Origin of the sequence: Bradyrhizobium sp. Leo170 (genome assembly GCF_004296405.1) — a bacterium.
Taxonomy (GTDB): domain Bacteria; phylum Pseudomonadota; class Alphaproteobacteria; order Rhizobiales; family Xanthobacteraceae; genus Bradyrhizobium.
Map to the genome: position 1 here is coordinate 1 of NZ_PSRR01000225.1, position 14,465 is coordinate 14,465.

Annotated in this window: 13 protein-coding genes and 1 pseudogene; 7 read left to right on the forward strand and 7 right to left on the reverse strand. The window is 63.4% G+C overall.

Annotated features, from left to right (window positions below; genetic code table 11):
* Positions 1 to 213: 213 nt before the first annotated feature.
* From CWO89_RS29450 to CWO89_RS29470, 5 genes are all read right to left on the reverse strand, one after another.
* The gene (locus tag CWO89_RS29450; RefSeq protein WP_130582089.1) at positions 214 to 564 is read right to left on the reverse strand and encodes a HepT-like ribonuclease domain-containing protein; all 351 of its coding nucleotides are present in this window, start codon (positions 562 to 564) and stop codon (positions 214 to 216) included.
* A complete protein-coding gene (locus tag CWO89_RS29455) occupies positions 564 to 866 on the reverse strand; it encodes a nucleotidyltransferase family protein (protein ID WP_130582090.1) in 303 nt (100 codons plus the stop codon). Before CWO89_RS29455 ends, CWO89_RS29450 begins: the two co-directional genes overlap by 1 nt.
* Positions 867 to 922: 56 nt before the next feature.
* Positions 923 to 1,438 carry a TIGR02281 family clan AA aspartic protease gene (locus tag CWO89_RS29460; RefSeq protein WP_130582091.1) on the reverse strand — a complete coding sequence of 172 codons (516 nt, stop codon included), beginning with the start codon at positions 1,436 to 1,438 and terminating at the stop codon, positions 923 to 925.
* Between the two features lie 140 nt (positions 1,439 to 1,578).
* Positions 1,579 to 4,053 (reverse strand): ATP-dependent helicase HrpB, encoded by a 2,475-nt coding sequence (gene hrpB, locus CWO89_RS29465; protein WP_165421393.1) that lies wholly within the window; start codon positions 4,051 to 4,053, stop codon positions 1,579 to 1,581.
* Between the two features lie 120 nt (positions 4,054 to 4,173).
* Complete coding sequence (locus tag CWO89_RS29470) at positions 4,174 to 5,490, reverse strand: UDP-glucose dehydrogenase family protein (protein WP_130582092.1); 1,317 nt, start codon at positions 5,488 to 5,490, stop codon at positions 4,174 to 4,176.
* Between the two features lie 179 nt (positions 5,491 to 5,669).
* Between CWO89_RS29470 and CWO89_RS29475 the strand changes: the two genes are divergently transcribed.
* The 3 genes from CWO89_RS29475 (at position 5,670) to CWO89_RS29485 (ending at position 10,713) form a co-directional block, all read left to right on the forward strand.
* Positions 5,670 to 6,734: an acyltransferase family protein gene (locus CWO89_RS29475; protein ID WP_130582093.1), complete on the forward strand. Its 1,065-nt coding sequence runs from the start codon at positions 5,670 to 5,672 to the stop codon at positions 6,732 to 6,734.
* 189 nt (positions 6,735 to 6,923) lie between these two features.
* Positions 6,924 to 9,965, forward strand: coding sequence for a DNA polymerase I (gene polA / locus CWO89_RS29480; protein WP_130582094.1), 3,042 nt, complete (start codon positions 6,924 to 6,926; stop codon positions 9,963 to 9,965).
* 115 nt (positions 9,966 to 10,080) lie between these two features.
* Positions 10,081 to 10,713, forward strand: coding sequence for a LysE family translocator (locus CWO89_RS29485; protein WP_130582095.1), 633 nt, complete (start codon positions 10,081 to 10,083; stop codon positions 10,711 to 10,713).
* Between the two features lie 114 nt (positions 10,714 to 10,827).
* Here the strand turns inward: CWO89_RS29485 and CWO89_RS29490 are convergent, their stop codons facing one another.
* The gene (locus CWO89_RS29490; protein WP_130582096.1) at positions 10,828 to 11,454 is read right to left on the reverse strand and encodes a glutathione S-transferase family protein; all 627 of its coding nucleotides are present in this window, start codon (positions 11,452 to 11,454) and stop codon (positions 10,828 to 10,830) included.
* A 190-nt stretch (positions 11,455 to 11,644) separates the two neighbouring features.
* On the opposite strand from CWO89_RS29490, the gene pyrE reads away from it, so the two are divergent.
* Positions 11,645 to 12,208, forward strand: a complete 564-nt coding sequence (gene pyrE / locus CWO89_RS29495) for an orotate phosphoribosyltransferase (RefSeq protein WP_028168036.1) — start codon at positions 11,645 to 11,647, stop codon at positions 12,206 to 12,208.
* A gap of 281 nt (positions 12,209 to 12,489) precedes the next feature.
* The gene (locus CWO89_RS29500) at positions 12,490 to 13,254 is read left to right on the forward strand and encodes a DUF2865 domain-containing protein (RefSeq protein ID WP_245476639.1); all 765 of its coding nucleotides are present in this window, start codon (positions 12,490 to 12,492) and stop codon (positions 13,252 to 13,254) included.
* A 19-nt stretch (positions 13,255 to 13,273) separates the two neighbouring features.
* Here CWO89_RS29500 and CWO89_RS29505 read toward each other — a convergent pair whose 3' ends face one another.
* Positions 13,274 to 13,705, reverse strand: coding sequence for a hypothetical protein (locus CWO89_RS29505; RefSeq protein ID WP_130582097.1), 432 nt, complete (start codon positions 13,703 to 13,705; stop codon positions 13,274 to 13,276).
* 167 nt (positions 13,706 to 13,872) lie between these two features.
* Here CWO89_RS29505 and CWO89_RS29510 point away from each other — a divergent pair, with 167 nt between their 5' ends.
* A complete protein-coding gene (locus CWO89_RS29510; RefSeq protein WP_130582098.1) occupies positions 13,873 to 14,043 on the forward strand; it encodes an RNA polymerase sigma factor region1.1 domain-containing protein in 171 nt (56 codons plus the stop codon).
* A 122-nt stretch (positions 14,044 to 14,165) separates the two neighbouring features.
* Positions 14,166 to 14,444: pseudogene (locus tag CWO89_RS29515) on the forward strand (GIY-YIG nuclease family protein).
* The last annotated feature ends 21 nt before the right edge of the window (positions 14,445 to 14,465 follow it).

Genomic DNA, 14,465 nt, shown 5'->3' on the forward strand with positions numbered 1-14,465 from the left:
CTCGGATTCGAAGGCATAAGTGTTCGGAACCAGAACGGGCTTGGGCTTGGGAAACATCTTGTGGCAGCCTCGCGAGAGCGTGATGATCAATGCCGCAGCCAATAGCCAAAGGCGGACCGCGGCGAAAGGTGGGATTGGCTCCTATTGGCTGACAATTGCGGCGGATTTCGAGACTCTTGAGCGCTGTTATCGCGTGCTCAATCGGGCTGGTGCCTAATCTTCAAGCTCTGCGAGCATTCGCCTGACAATGGGCTCCAGCGCCGGAAGATGAACCGTCGCGATCTCCCAAAGCTGCTTGTCATCAAGTCGTTGATACTCGTGCCGCAGGATATTCCCTATCCCTATGATGGACGACCAGGGAGCATCGCTGTGCCGCGCCCAAAGATCGTTCGGTAGCGCCTTGGCAGCCTCTGAGACGATCTGCGCAGCGCGCTCGATGGCGCGGCGGTGAATATAGCTTGCCTGATATTCTTCGAAGGATAGTTCTGCCGCTATAGCTGCAACGCCTTCGATTTCATCGCAAATGTGAAGCAACCGTGCGCGTGGGCTCTTGCTCGCGGCCATCAAAAAATCCGCACAGCTTCCCGTTCTACATCCGCGCGGATGTAGGGTGACAATCCTGCGCGCGTCGAATAGCCGACTTCGACCTGGCGGCCGAGCGCCTGTTGCAGCGCCTCGTAGGCCTCCATGAACGGAAGGAAACCAAAATCCCTATCCGATGCAGGATCGACAAAGACGTCCACATCCGAGTCTGAACCCGCCTCGTCACGAGCGTAAGAACCGAACAGGTAAAGAGCGCCGACGCCGACGGCCCGTAACGCGGGCTCGGTCCCCTTCAATCTGGCAATGACATCATCACGGCGCATGGCCTGAATATAGCCGCAGCGCAGGCATTTTCCAGTACGTAAGACGGCGCGGCCTCTTACTGCTCCAGCACCAGCCGGCCATTGGCATATTCAAAGCGCTTCAGCCTGGACAGGAAGGACAGGCCAAGCAGGTTTTCCGAAAGCGCTTCGTCCGGCAGCACCATGGCGTCGACGTCGCGGACGATGAGGCCGCCGAGATCGATCATGGCAAGGCGGGTGCGCGCGGCCTTGATGGTGCCGTTGGCGGTGCTGACGGTCGCGGTGTAGTCGCCGCGCGACGGGCGCAAGCCGAAGCGTGCGGCAGATTTCTCATTGAGCGCAACAAGCGAGGCGCCGGTATCGACCATGAAATCGATGCGCTGGCCGTCGATGCGGCCGTCAGTCGCAAAATGTCCGCGGGAGTCGCGCGGAATGCTAAGCGTGCGGCCGCCGCCCTGCGCCACGGTCTGAACGGGGATACTCTTCGAAGCGGTCGTGGCGGACGCGGAGGCCGGCGTCATCTTGTCCGCCATCTGCGCCATGAAGCTGCCGAGGCCGATCAGGATGGCGGCGAAGATCATTATGTTACGCATGACGCCACGCACATTGGGGACACTGGCCGATTTCACCACGCCATCTGCCAAGTCGCGACCGGCAGCGGCGATGGAGCCTGCCATTTTCGCGAAAGGATGAGTGAAGCGTTAACGGCAAGCGGCAATCGCACGGGCGCGGATTACGTCCCGCGCGGCTTGGCCCGGCGCGTCGGCACGGCATTGGCCGGGTCCTCCGGCCAGGGATGTTTCGGGTAGCGCCCGCGCAGATCGGCGCGGACCGCGGCGTAGCTGCCGCGCCAGAAGCCCGGCAGATCCCGCGTCACCTGCACCGGACGCTGCGCCGGCGACAGCAATTCCAGCACCAGCGGCACGGCGCCCTTGGCGATCGACGGATGGGTGTTGAGCCCGAACAGTTCCTGCAGCCGGACCGCGATGGTCGGGCCCTGCTCCGCCTCGTAGTCGATCGCAAGCTGGCTGCCGGTCGGCGCCTCAAAATGGATCGGCGCCTCCTGCTCCAGCCGGGCACGCAGATTCCAGGGCAACAGCGCCATCAGCGCATCCGAGAGCTCGCCGGCCGAAAGCTCCTTCAGCGAGGTCTTGTCGTAAAGCGCCGGCAACAGCCAGGCCTCGCACTCGCGCACCAGCGCCTCGTCCGACAAGTCCGGCCAGCTATCGCCTTCGGCCCTGCGCAGGAACATCACGCGGTCGCGCCATTGCTTCAGGTTTTTCGACCACGGCAGCTTGTCGAGACCCGCGGCGATCAAGCCCTCGGCGAGCACGCGCGCGGTCTCCGCCGACGGTGACAGCGCCATTGGCGCTTCCGAGAGCGTGATCGCGTGCAGCGTGCGCCTGCGCCGCGCGCGCAGCGCCATCGCATTGCGGTCGAAGGAGACGTCTTCCGTGGACTCGATCTCACCTGCGAAACGCAGCTCGATCTCTTCCAGCGTGATCGGCGCCGCGAGCAGAATCCGGCCGCTCGCCGCGGTGCCGGTCAGCTCTCCGACTGCGATATAGGGTGAGCGCGCGAGTGACGACGTCTGCTCGACGCCGGCGCCGCGGCCGTTGGCGAGCACAAAGCTGCTATTGCCGCGGTTGCGCGCGACGCGATCGGGGAAGGCGAACGCCAGCATCGTGCCGGTGGAGAGCTCGCCTGTGGCTTCGGAGGCCTTGGACGACATCACCTGCGAGGCCCAGCGCTGCGCGAGGCTGCGCGCGCTGGAGGCACGCTGCGAGCGGTCGCGACGAAACTGGTCGAGCCTGACATCGAGATCGACGCTGTCGCCGCCAAGCCCACGCTCGGTGAGCACCGCTGCGATCTCTGCGGCTCCTGCCGCCGCGCCAAACCGCGCCGAATCCACGATCATGCGGGCGAGCCGCGGCGGCAGCGCCAGTGCGCGCAGGCTATGGCCCTCCGCCGTGATCCGGCCGTCGACATCGAGCGCGCCGAGTTCGCGCAGCAGCACGCTGGCTTCGTTCCAGGCCGGCGCGGGCGGCGGATCAAGGAACGCAAGGCCGGAGGCGTCGCTGACGCCCCATTGCGCGAGGTCGAGCACCAGCGAGGACAAGTCGGCGGACAGGATTTCCGGCTGGGTGTAGGGGGCGAGCGAGGCGGTCTGCGGCTCGTCCCAGAGCCGATAGCAGACACCGGGCTCGGTACGGCCGGCACGGCCGCGACGCTGGTCGACCGCGGCGCGCGAAGCGCGCACGGTTTCCAGGCGCGTCAGGGCGATGTCGGGCTCATAGCGCGGCACGCGCGACATGCCGGAATCCACGACAATCCGGACACGCTCGATGGTCAGCGAGGTCTCGGCGATCGAGGTCGCCAGCACCACCTTGCGGTGACCTTTGGGCGCCGGCGCGATGGCGCGATCCTGGACGCTGGCGTCGAGCGCGCCGAACAGCGGCACGATTTCGATCGCGGCGTCATGGATGCGCTCTTCGAGAAAATTCTGCGTGCGGCGGATCTCGGCGGCGCCCGGCAGGAACGCCAGCACCGAGCCGGGGTCGGCGCGAAGTGCAGTCGCGATCGCGTCCGCCATTTGCCGTTCCATCGGAACGTCCACTTTGCGGCCGAGATAGCGCGTCTCGACAGGAAAGGCGCGGCCTTCACTCTCCACGACGGGAGCATCACCAAGCAGCTTTGCGACACGGGCGCCGTCGAGCGTTGCCGACATCACGAGCAGGCGAAGATCCTCGCGCAAGCCCTGTTGCGCATCACGCGCCAATGCAAGCCCCAGATCGGCATCGAGCGAGCGTTCATGAAATTCGTCGAACAAAACAGCGGCAATGCCGGAGAGTTCGGGGTCGTCGAGGATCTGGCGCGAGAAGATGCCTTCGGTGACGACCTCGATGCGGGTTGCGCGCGACACTTTCGAGCCGAAGCGGACGCGATAGCCGACGGTCTCGCCGACCCGCTCGCCAAGCGTCTTCGCCATTCGCTCGGCGCTGGCGCGCGCCGCGATCCGCCGCGGCTCCAGCACGATGATCTTCTTGCCCTTAGTCCAGGGCTCGTCGAGCAGCGCCAGCGGCACCCGCGTGGTCTTGCCGGCGCCGGGCGGCGCGACGAGCACGGCCGTGTTCTTCGCTGCAAGCGTCGTCGCGAGCTCGGGGAGCACTGCGTCGATTGGAAGTGGGGTGTCGAAATGACGGGGCACGGTCTCACTACTTCGTCATGCCCGGGCTTGTCCCGGGCATCCACGTCTCTCTTGTCAAAAAGGAGAAAACATAACGTGGATGGCCGGGACAAGCCCGGCCATGACGAAAGGTAATGTTCATCAAACCAGTGGTTCGGGTGCGCGGCCAACGCTCTCATAGCTGAAGCCGTGCGCGGCCATGTCCTCAGGGCGGTAGATGTTCCGCAGGTCGACCACGACCGGCTGCCGCAACAGGCTCTTCAGCCGCTCCAGGTCGAGCGTGCGGTACTGCACCCACTCGGTGACGACGACCATGGCATCGGCGCCGGTCACGCATTCATAGGGATCATCGCAATATTCGATATCCGGCAGCTCCTTGCGCGCCTGCTCGATGCCGACAGGATCATGCGCCCGCACTTTCGCGCCCATGTCCAAGAGGCCGGTGACGATCGGGATCGACGGCGCCTCCCGCATGTCGTCGGTCTCCGGCTTGAAGGTAAGGCCGAGCACGGCAACCGTCTTGCCGCGCAAATTGCCGGCGAGGTTGACGACCTTGCGTGCCATCGCGCGCTTGCGGTTGTCGTTGACGCCGAGCACGGCCTCCACGATTCGCAGATTCACATCATGATCCTGCGCGATCTTGATCAGCGCGCGGGTGTCCTTGGGGAAGCAGGAGCCGCCGAAGCCGGGGCCGGCATGCAGGAACTTGGAGCCGATGCGGTTGTCGAGGCCGATGCCGCGCGCGACTTCCTGGACGTCGGCGCCGACCTTTTCGGAGAGATCGGCGATCTCGTTGATGAAGGTGATCTTGGTCGCGAGGAATGCGTTCGCGGCGTATTTGATCAGCTCCGCCGTCCGCCGCGCCGTGTACATCAGCGGCGCCTGATTGAGTGACAGCGGCCGGTAGACATCGCCGAGCACTTTCCGCGCGCGCTCATCGGAAGTGCCGACCACGATGCGGTCCGGGAACTTGAAGTCGCGGATCGCGGCGCCCTCGCGCAGGAATTCCGGATTGGAGGCGACCGCGACATCGGCGGCCGGGTTGGCTTCGCGGATCAGGCGCTCGACCTCGTCACCGGTGCCAACCGGCACGGTCGATTTGGTCACCACCACCGTGAAGCCTTTGAGCGCACCGGCGATCTCGCGGGCGGCGGCATAGACGTAAGAGAGGTCGGCATGGCCGTCGCCGCGGCGCGACGGCGTGCCGACCGCGATGAAGACCGCGTCGGCCTCGGCGACCGGGTCCTTCAGATCCGTGGTAAAGTCGAGCCGCCTGGCCTTCACATTGGAAGCAACGAGGGCGTCCAGCCCCGGCTCGAAGATCGGGATTTCGCCGCGGCGAAGGGCGTTGATCTTCTCGACATCCTTGTCCACGCAGGTGACGTGGTGTCCGAAATCCGCAAAACACGCGCCGGACACCAGTCCCACATAACCCGTGCCAATCATGGCGATGCGCATGAAACCACCCGCTTGCTATCGTTAACGATTCCGCAACTCCGGTCAGCGTCTTAGAACATTTGCCGGCCAGGAGGAAACGGCAAAAAGCAGGCACGAGCGGCATGTCATTTGTATGAATAAAGGCGATAGCAACCGATCCGGCCGAAGATGCGCCAAATGCGCGCCGAAACAGGACAGTCATGACCGCAAACGGGACAACCTCCGCGAGCCTGCGTTCCGCCGCATCGCCGGACGGGCGCGTCGATTGGGTGGACTACGCCAAGGGCATCTGCATCGTCATGGTCGTGATGATGCATTCGGTCCTGGGGGTGGAGGCCGCCGCCGGCGAGACCGGCTTCATGCATGCGGTCGTGATGTTCGCGAAACCGTTTCGGATGCCGGATTTCTTCCTGATTTCGGGCCTGTTCCTCTCGCTCGTGATCGACCGTGACTGGCGCACCTATCTCGATCGCAAGGTCGTCCACTTCGCCTATTTCTATGTGCTGTGGGTGACGATCCAGTTCGCGTTCAAGGCGCCGGCCTTTGCCGCCGAGACGAGTTGGAGCCACACCGGCTATCTCTATCTCGAATCCTTCATCGAGCCGTTCGGCACGCTGTGGTTCATCTATCTGCTTCCGATCTTCTTTGTCGTCACAAAACTGACACGCAATCTGCCGCCGCTCGCGATTCTGGCGCTGGCCGCCGGCCTTGAGATGGCGCATGTCGTGACTGGCTGGACCGTGATCGACGAATTCTGCGCGCGCTTCGTCTATTTCTATGCCGGCTATCTCTTTGCGCCCTACGTCTTCAAACTGTCGAACCGCGCACGTTCCGCGCCGATGTTGGTGCTGACCGGGCTCGCGCTATGGATGCTGGTCAATGGCACCCTGGTGATCGCGGGGGTGAGTGAATGGCCGCTTGTTTCACTTGCTCTGGGATTTGCGGGCGCGTTTGCCATCGTCGTCACCGGGACGCTGCTGGCGCGGATGAAGTGGCTCACCGCCTTGCGCTTCTGCGGTGAGCATTCCATCGTGATCTATCTCGCCTTCTTCCTGCCGATGGTGATCGCCCGCGTCGGCCTCTTGCGCAGCGGTGTGATCCACGACATCGGTCTGATCTCGCTGCTCGTCACCATCACCGGCCTCATCGGCTCGCTGGTGATCTGGCGCGTGGCGCTCGCACTCCGTGCCAACTTCCTGTTCGAGCGCCCCGCCACGTTCTGTATCGCACCGAAGAAAGCAGCAGTATTGCAGGCCGCGGAGTAGCACACCGCCGTCATTGCCCGGCTTGGCCGGCCAATCCAGTATGCGGCGACCTCTCCGCATGCCTCGACCGCTCTGGAATACTGGATCATCCGCCTTCGCGGATGATGACAGCGGGGATAGCCGTGTCAGCGGACCAAAATTCCGCACCTCAAGGCTGTCATTTGCTGCAAAAATCCCTAAATTTCGGCCATGCCGAAATCAGCCTCCAAGACCTCAGCCAAGACAGAACCCAAAGCCGCCCCCAAGCCTGTTGCCGCCAAGGCTCCGGCCAAGGGCCACCATGTGTTCCTGGTCGACGGTTCCTCCTACATCTTCCGCGCCTACCACGCGCTGCCGCCGCTGAACCGCAAGTCCGACGGGCTGCAGGTCAATGCCGTGCTCGGCTTCTGCAACATGCTGTGGAAGCTCTTGCGCGAGATGCCCGAGGACAACCGGCCGACCCACCTCGCCATCGTCTTCGACAAGTCCGAGATCACCTTCCGCAACAAAATCTATCCCGACTACAAGGCGCACCGGCCGCCGGCGCCCGACGACCTGATCCCACAATTCGCGCTGATCCGCGAGGCGGTGCGCGCCTTCGACCTGCCCTGCCTGGAACAGGTCGGCTTTGAGGCGGACGACCTCATCGCGACCTATGTCCGGATCGCCGCCGAGCGCGGCGCGAGCGCGACGATCGTGTCCTCCGACAAGGACCTGATGCAGCTCGTGACAGACGGCATCACCATGTACGACACCATGAAGGATCGCCGTATCGGCATTCCAGAGGTGATCGAGAAGTTCGGCGTGCCGCCGGAAAAGGTGGTCGAGGTGCAGGCCCTGGCCGGCGATTCCACCGATAACGTGCCGGGCGTCCCCGGCATTGGCGTCAAGACCGCGGCGCAGCTCATCATCGAATATGGCGATCTCGAATCCCTGCTCACCCGCGCCGGCGAGATCAAGCAGCCGAAGCGGCGCGAGGCGCTGGTCGAGAATGCCGAGAAGGCGCGTATTTCGAGGCAGCTCGTGCTGCTCGACGACAAGGTCGAGCTCGAAGTGCCGCTCGACGATCTTGCCGTGCATGAGCTCGATCCGCGCCGGCTGATCGCCTTCCTGAAGGCGATGGAGTTTTCGACGCTGACCCGCCGCGTCGCCGAATACGGGCAGATCGACCCGTCCGATATCGAGCCCGATCCCGGCAACAAGAGCGGCGCGAGCGTGTTTACACCATTGCCGCCCTCGGGCGTCGAGCCCGCACCGGGTCCCGGCGGGTCCGTGCAGCCCGCGCCTGCCGCCAAGGAGCGCAATAAGCCCGCCGGCAAGGAGGACAAGGGCTCGAGCCTCAAGGGCACGCCGATTGTGCTCGCGGAAGCACGCGCCGAGGCGGCGCGCAAGACCAAGATCGACCGCAGCAAATACCTGACGATCGGGACCCTCGATCAGCTCAACGCGTTGATCGCGCGGATCCACGATACTGGCCATGTCGCGGTCCAGGCGAAGGCGAATTCGATCGATCCGATGCAGGCGGAAATCTCTGGCATCGCGCTGGCGCTCGGCCCGGATGACGCCGCCTACATCCCGCTCGCCCACAAGCAGGCGGGCGGCGGCAGCGGGCTGTTCGACGCAGGCCTGGCACCGGACCAGATCAAGTTCGAGCAGGCGATCGAAGCCTTGCGGCCGATCTTGGAGTCGCAGGGCATCCTGAAGGTCGGCTTCGACGTCAAGTTCAACGCGGTGATGCTGGCGCAAGCCGGCATCACGCTGCGCAACTTTGACGATGCGCAGTTGATCTCCTACGTGCTCGATGCCGGGCGCGGGTCACATGCCCTGGAATCGCTCGCCGAGCGCTGGCTCGGGCATGCGGTGATCGCTGAGAACGGGCTAACCGGCAGCGGCAAGAACAAGCTGACCTTCGACCAGGTTGCGATCGACAAGGCGACCGAGCACTGCGCCGAGATCGCCGACGTGATCCTGCGCCTGTGGCGCGTATTGAAGCCGCGCTTGGTCGCGGAGCGGATGGCGGCCGTCTATGAGACGCTGGAGCGGCCGCTGGTTTCCGTGCTCGCGTGGATGGAGCGGCGCGGCATCTCGATCGACCGCCAGGTGCTGTCGCGGCTGTCAGGCGATTTCGCCCAGACCGCGGCGCGCGTCGAGGCCGAGATCCAGGCGATCGCCGGCGAGCCGATCAATGTCGGCAGCCCCAAGCAGATCGGCGACATCCTGTTCGGCAAGATGGGATTGCCCGGCGGCACCAAGACCAAGACCGGCGCCTGGTCGACGACGGCGCAGGTGCTGGACGACCTCGCCGAACAGGGCCACGAATTCCCGAAGAAGATCCTGGAGTGGCGGCAGGTCTCGAAGCTGAAATCGACCTATACCGACGCGCTGCCGACCTACGTCAATCCGCAGACCCACCGCGTCCACACGACCTATGCGCTGGCGGCGACCACGACGGGCCGGCTGTCGTCGAACGAACCGAACCTGCAGAACATCCCCGTGCGTACCGAGGACGGCAGGAAGATCCGCCGCGCCTTTGTCGCGACGCCCGGGCACAAGCTGGTATCGGCTGATTATTCGCAGATCGAGCTGCGCCTGCTCGCGGAAATCGCCGACATCCCCGTGCTGAAGCAGGCGTTCCGCGACGGCCTCGACATTCACGCCATGACCGCATCCGAAATGTTCGGCGTGCCGATCAAGGACATGCCGAGCGAGGTGCGCCGCCGCGCCAAGGCGATCAATTTCGGCATCATCTACGGCATCTCGGCCTTTGGCCTCGCCAACCAGCTCGGCATCGCGCGTGAAGAGGCTTCCGCTTACATCAGGAAATATTTCGAGCGCTTCCCGGGCATCCGCGCCTATATGGACGAGACCAAGGATTTCTGCCGCCGCAATGGCTATGTCACCACGCTGTTCGGCCGCAAATGCTACTACCCTGATATCAAGGCCAGCAACGCCTCGGTCCGCGCCTTCAACGAGCGCGCCGCGATCAACGCCCGCCTGCAGGGCTCGGCCGCCGACATCATCCGCCGCGCCATGACCCGCATCGAAGGCGCGCTCGCCGAGAAGAAGCTTTCAGCGCAGATGCTCTTGCAGGTGCATGACGAACTGATCTTCGAGGTGCCGGACGACGAAGTCGCGGCAACCCTGCCCGTCGTGCAGCATGTGATGCAGGACGCGCCCTTCCCGGCCGTGATCCTGTCGCTGCCGCTGCAGGTCGACGCTCGCGCAGCGACGAATTGGGACGAGGCGCACTGAGCTCTCTCTGTCGTCGCCGTCCGGACGACGACAGCAAAAATGCTCTCGGAGCAATTGCGCAATGGAATCGCGGCACGACGCACGTTAGAAACGTGCATCCTCCCGCGAGTTCCTGATGCCCCACACCTCCGCTTTGCTCGGTTTTGCGCTGCTCTCGTTCGGCATGGTGCTGACGCCGGGGCCGAACATGATCTACCTGATTTCGCGTTCGATCACACAGGGACCGGCGGCGGGGATTGTGTCCCTCGGCGGGGTGGCGCTCGGCTTCGTGTTCTACATGCTATCAGCGGCGTTCGGCATCACCGCGCTGTTGTTCGCGATTCCCTACGCCTATGACGCGCTGCGCTTTGCCGGCGCGGCCTATCTGTTGTGGCTGGCGTGGCAGGCGCTGAAGCCCGGCGGGCGCTCGCCGTTCCAGGTGAAGAAGCTGCAGGTCGACAGCCCCCGGAAGCTGTTCGCAATGGGATTTGTCACCAACCTGCTGAATCCGAAGATCGCGATGCTCTATCTGGCGCTGCTGCCGCAGTTCATCGATCCCACGGGCAGCGTTCTGACGCAGTCGCTCGCGCTCGGCGCGATCCAGATCGCGATCAGCGTCAGCGTGAATGCGATGATCGCGCTCGCCGCAGGCTCGATCACGCTGTTCCTCGGCACGCGGCCGGCGTGGCTGCTGCTGCAACGCTGGCTGATGGGCACCGTCCTGGCGGGGCTTGCGATGAAGATGGCGTTCGAGGCGCGACGGGCGTGAGTTTCTCGCTCGTCATGCGCGGGCTTGACCCGCGCATCCATCGTCTGCAGCAGCAGACAAGGGATAATTTACGAAGAGGATGGATTGCCGGGTCAAGCCCGGCAATGACGAAACCTAATCCAGCTTCGCTTCCATGCCGCGCTTCACGCCTGGACGAGCCATCAGCTTATTGTACCAGCGCTCGACATTGGGGAAATCGCCGAGATTGACCTTGTGGCGCGGGTGGCGCCAGGCCCAGCCGAGGATGGCGAAATCGGCGACCGACAGATCGTCGGCGACGAAGTCGCGGCCTTCGAGCCGGCGGTTCAGCACGCCGTAGAGGCGAAGCGTCTCGGTCATACAGCGCTTCAGGCCATAGGCGCGGTCATGCTCGTTCTCGAGCGCGATGAAATGGTGCACTTGCCCCGGCATCGGCCCAAAACCGCCCATCTGCCACATCAGCCATTCATAGACGGGGATGCGCTCGATCAAGGGCTTGGGTAGGAACTTTCCGGTCTTCTCGCCGAGATAGAGCAGGATCGCGCCCGATTCGAATACGCTGACCCGCTTGCCGCCGGGGCCGTCCGGGTCGACGATTGCGGGAATCTTGTTGTTCGGGCTGATTTCGAGGAAGGCCGGCGCCATCTGCTCGCCCTTGGTGATGTTCACCGGGAACACCTGGTAAGGCAGCCCCATCTCCTCCAGCGCAACCGAGATTTTGCGGCCATTCGGCGTGTTCCAGGTGTGCAGCTCGATGGTCATTTTCGCTTCCCCCACAATCGTTTGAGGCATCCCTAGCGCGGAACCGGACACCGTTACAACCAGCCTTTGCGAATATGGATCCGCGCCACATGCGACGCGGGGCGTTGTTGACGGGGAGCTTTCGGCGCTGGAATCTCGCCACGACCGCCGATAGATTGCGCGCCACCGTAAACGACCCGGAAAGCCGCCTTTGTCCAAATCAGCCGCCCGCGCCCGCCTCGCCGAGATCATCCGTAAGCGCTCTTTCGGGCGCGGCGAGATCACGCTGGCCTCGGGCCGCAAGAGCGATTTCTATTTCAACCTCAAGCCGACGATGCTGGATCCCGAGGGCGCCGCATTGCTTGCCGAGCTCACTTATGAAGCGCTGAAAGACGACAATCTCGATTTCGTCGGTGGGTTGGAGATGGGCGCCGTGCCGCTCGCGGGCGCGATCGCGCAGCTCTCCTGGATCAAGGGCCATCCGATCGCGGCCTTCTTCGTGCGCAAGAAGCCGAAGGAACATGGTGCGAAGCTTGCGGTCGAGGGACTTGCCAAAGGCGAGACGCTACAAGGCAAGCGCATCGTGATCGTCGAGGATGTCACCACCACCGGCGGCTCGGCGATGAAGGCGGTGGAAGCCGTGCGCGAGGCCGGCGGCGAGGTCGCGCTGGTCTTCACCATGGTCGACCGCGAGGAAGGCGCAACAGAAACGTTCGCGGAAGCCGGCCTGCCGTTCCGCTCGTTGTACAAAGCGGGCGAGTTCCTGAAGAGCTAGAGCATGATCCGGAAAAGTGGGAACCGGTTTTCCGAAAAGATCATGCTCAAAAAAGCTAGGGCGGGATGACGATTCGAAGAATAGTCATCCCGCTCTAGTGTTGCCGCATCGGCACACCGCGCGAGATTGCGCTCATCTCCATAGTTCTTCCGCAATCAACTGCTCGTTTACCATCCCACATTAGGGTGAATCGCGCGGAGACGACGTCTCGGCTCTGTTGGCTCTGTCGGGTGGAGTTGGCGTTGCGTAGAGGGTTTGCTGATAGTCGCGTGCGGCGCCACGTGACACTTATTGCCGCAACCCTTCTGGGCTCGCTGACGCTCGCGCCGGCGCAAGTCTCAGCGGAAGGGCTGCTCGATTTCTTCTTCGGCGGCGGGCAGAAGCAGCAGTCGCGACAGGGCCAGCCACAACCCAATTTCTTTGATCCGTTCGGCCTCAACCAGCAGCAACAGCCGCAGGCTGCGCCCGCGCCGCGCGTTGCCGGTTCCGGCCCGGCCTTTTGCGTCAGAAGCTGCGACGGCAAATATTTCCCGCTGAGCTTGCGCGGCAGCGCGACACCGGTTCAGCTCTGCCAGGCGTTCTGTCCGGCGACTACCACCAAGGTTTATTACGGTGGCAGCATCGACTACGCGACCTCGTCGGCCGGCGAACGCTATGCCGACAGTGAGAACGCCTTCGCCTACCGCAAGTCATTGCGCGCAGACTGCACCTGCAACGGCCGCGATCCCGCCGGCCTCGCGCCGGTCGACCTCACGCTCGATACCTCACTTCGCGCCGGCGACGTGGTCGCCACCACCGATGGCCTGGTGGCGTATACCGGCGTCCGGGTCGGCAACAACCAGAGCGCCGACTTCACGCCGGTCGCGTCCTACCCCGGTCTCACCGCCGAACTCCGTGCCCGGCTCGGCGAGATGAAGGTCGCGCCGGTCGCGGCCGAAACGGTCGGCGAAGCGCCGCAGCCGGACACGAGCCATGACGGCGCACCGCCGGTCACCGTCGTGCCGAAATCAGCCGCGCCGAAGGCGAAGCGGGCGGAGATCAATTAGTCTACCGTCATTGCGAACTTCACCGCCCGACGATCACCCCGATGACATTCGGCGCGGCGCGATATTTCTCCTCGATCGCCGCACGCGCTGCGGCACGGTTTTCCGGCGTCAGCAGTCCGCGCTTTTCAGCGAGGATCATCCAGCAATAGCCCCACCAGTCCGTCAGCATGCCCTGGTCGTCGACGAGGTCATAGCCCTGCTCGGCGGCAAAGATGCGCGCATGCGCTTCGTCGAGCGAATCGAGCCAGGCGTGATCCGCGGGTGAGAACAAGTCGTCGCTGATGTCGTCGATGGTGTAACCCCAGATCGACATGCAGACCGCGTTGAACTCGCGGTCGATCTGGTCGTCATCGACCCATTGGCGGCGGGACGCCTGATGCAGGCGCGACAGCGAGCGCGCAAAGTCGGCGATGCGGGTGAGCGCGAATTGATCGAAGGCAATAGTGGACATGTAGTCCTCGCGGGAACGGACAGGCCATAGATGTTGTGTCGGCGATGCCGCCGAATCAGAATGATATCAAATACTTGCTAAAATGTTCTTAATTTGTTCCGAGACGTCCGAAAGCCTGATACGTTCTTGTCCCTAGGTAGAGGCGCAATTTCCCGAGAGCGCGAAAAATGGCGTTGCAGGACATCATCCGCCAAGCAATCGAGCTTGGCCGGCCGACAGGTTTCATCACCTTCGATCAACTCAGCGAGTTGTGCCCAATAGAGGTTGAGCCGGAGGATATTGAAGCTCTCATGGCAGCTTTGAGGAATGCAGGAATCGATCTCGTTGAGAGCGAGTGATCATTGTGGACCGGATAGAGTGGAACTGATGTTGCTCTAGGTCGTCCCGGCGAAGGCCGGGACCCATAACCACAAATGTTCGATTGTCGCGAAATCGAGCCGATCCCATGACTGCTGCCACAATTTATTATGTTTACATTCTCGCCAGCCGCCGCCACGGCACGCTTTATGTCGGCGTCTGCAACAACCTGGGTAATCGCCTCACGCTGCATCGCGCCGGATAGGGATCGGAGTTCGTCAAGAAGTACGGCGTAACGCGCCTCGTCTACACGGAAACGTATACATCGCCGCAAGAAGCGATCGCGCGCGAAAAACAACTGAAGACTTGGCGGCGCGATTGGAAGATTCGGTTGATTGAAGAAAACAACCTCGAATGGGCTGACTTATCGCACCTGCTCTGAACCCTGTGGTTGATGGGGTGG

What these genes read in the sequence shown, in the direction of transcription:
- CWO89_RS29450 (WP_130582089.1), bottom strand. Translation starts at nt 564, where the DNA reads ATGGCCGCGAGCAAGAGCCCACGCGCACGGTTGCTTCACATTTGCGAT.
- CWO89_RS29455 (WP_130582090.1), bottom strand. Translation starts at nt 866, where the DNA reads ATGCGCCGTGATGATGTCATTGCCAGATTGAAGGGGACCGAGCCCGCG.
- CWO89_RS29460 (WP_130582091.1), bottom strand. Translation starts at nt 1,438, where the DNA reads ATGCGTAACATAATGATCTTCGCCGCCATCCTGATCGGCCTCGGCAGC.
- CWO89_RS29470 (WP_130582092.1), bottom strand. Translation starts at nt 5,490, where the DNA reads ATGCGCATCGCCATGATTGGCACGGGTTATGTGGGACTGGTGTCCGGC.
- CWO89_RS29475 (WP_130582093.1), top strand. Translation starts at nt 5,670, where the DNA reads ATGACCGCAAACGGGACAACCTCCGCGAGCCTGCGTTCCGCCGCATCG.
- polA (WP_130582094.1), top strand. Translation starts at nt 6,924, where the DNA reads ATGCCGAAATCAGCCTCCAAGACCTCAGCCAAGACAGAACCCAAAGCC.
- CWO89_RS29485 (WP_130582095.1), top strand. Translation starts at nt 10,081, where the DNA reads ATGCCCCACACCTCCGCTTTGCTCGGTTTTGCGCTGCTCTCGTTCGGC.
- CWO89_RS29490 (WP_130582096.1), bottom strand. Translation starts at nt 11,454, where the DNA reads ATGACCATCGAGCTGCACACCTGGAACACGCCGAATGGCCGCAAAATC.
- CWO89_RS29505 (WP_130582097.1), bottom strand. Translation starts at nt 13,705, where the DNA reads ATGTCCACTATTGCCTTCGATCAATTCGCGCTCACCCGCATCGCCGAC.
- CWO89_RS29510 (WP_130582098.1), top strand. Translation starts at nt 13,873, where the DNA reads ATGGCGTTGCAGGACATCATCCGCCAAGCAATCGAGCTTGGCCGGCCG.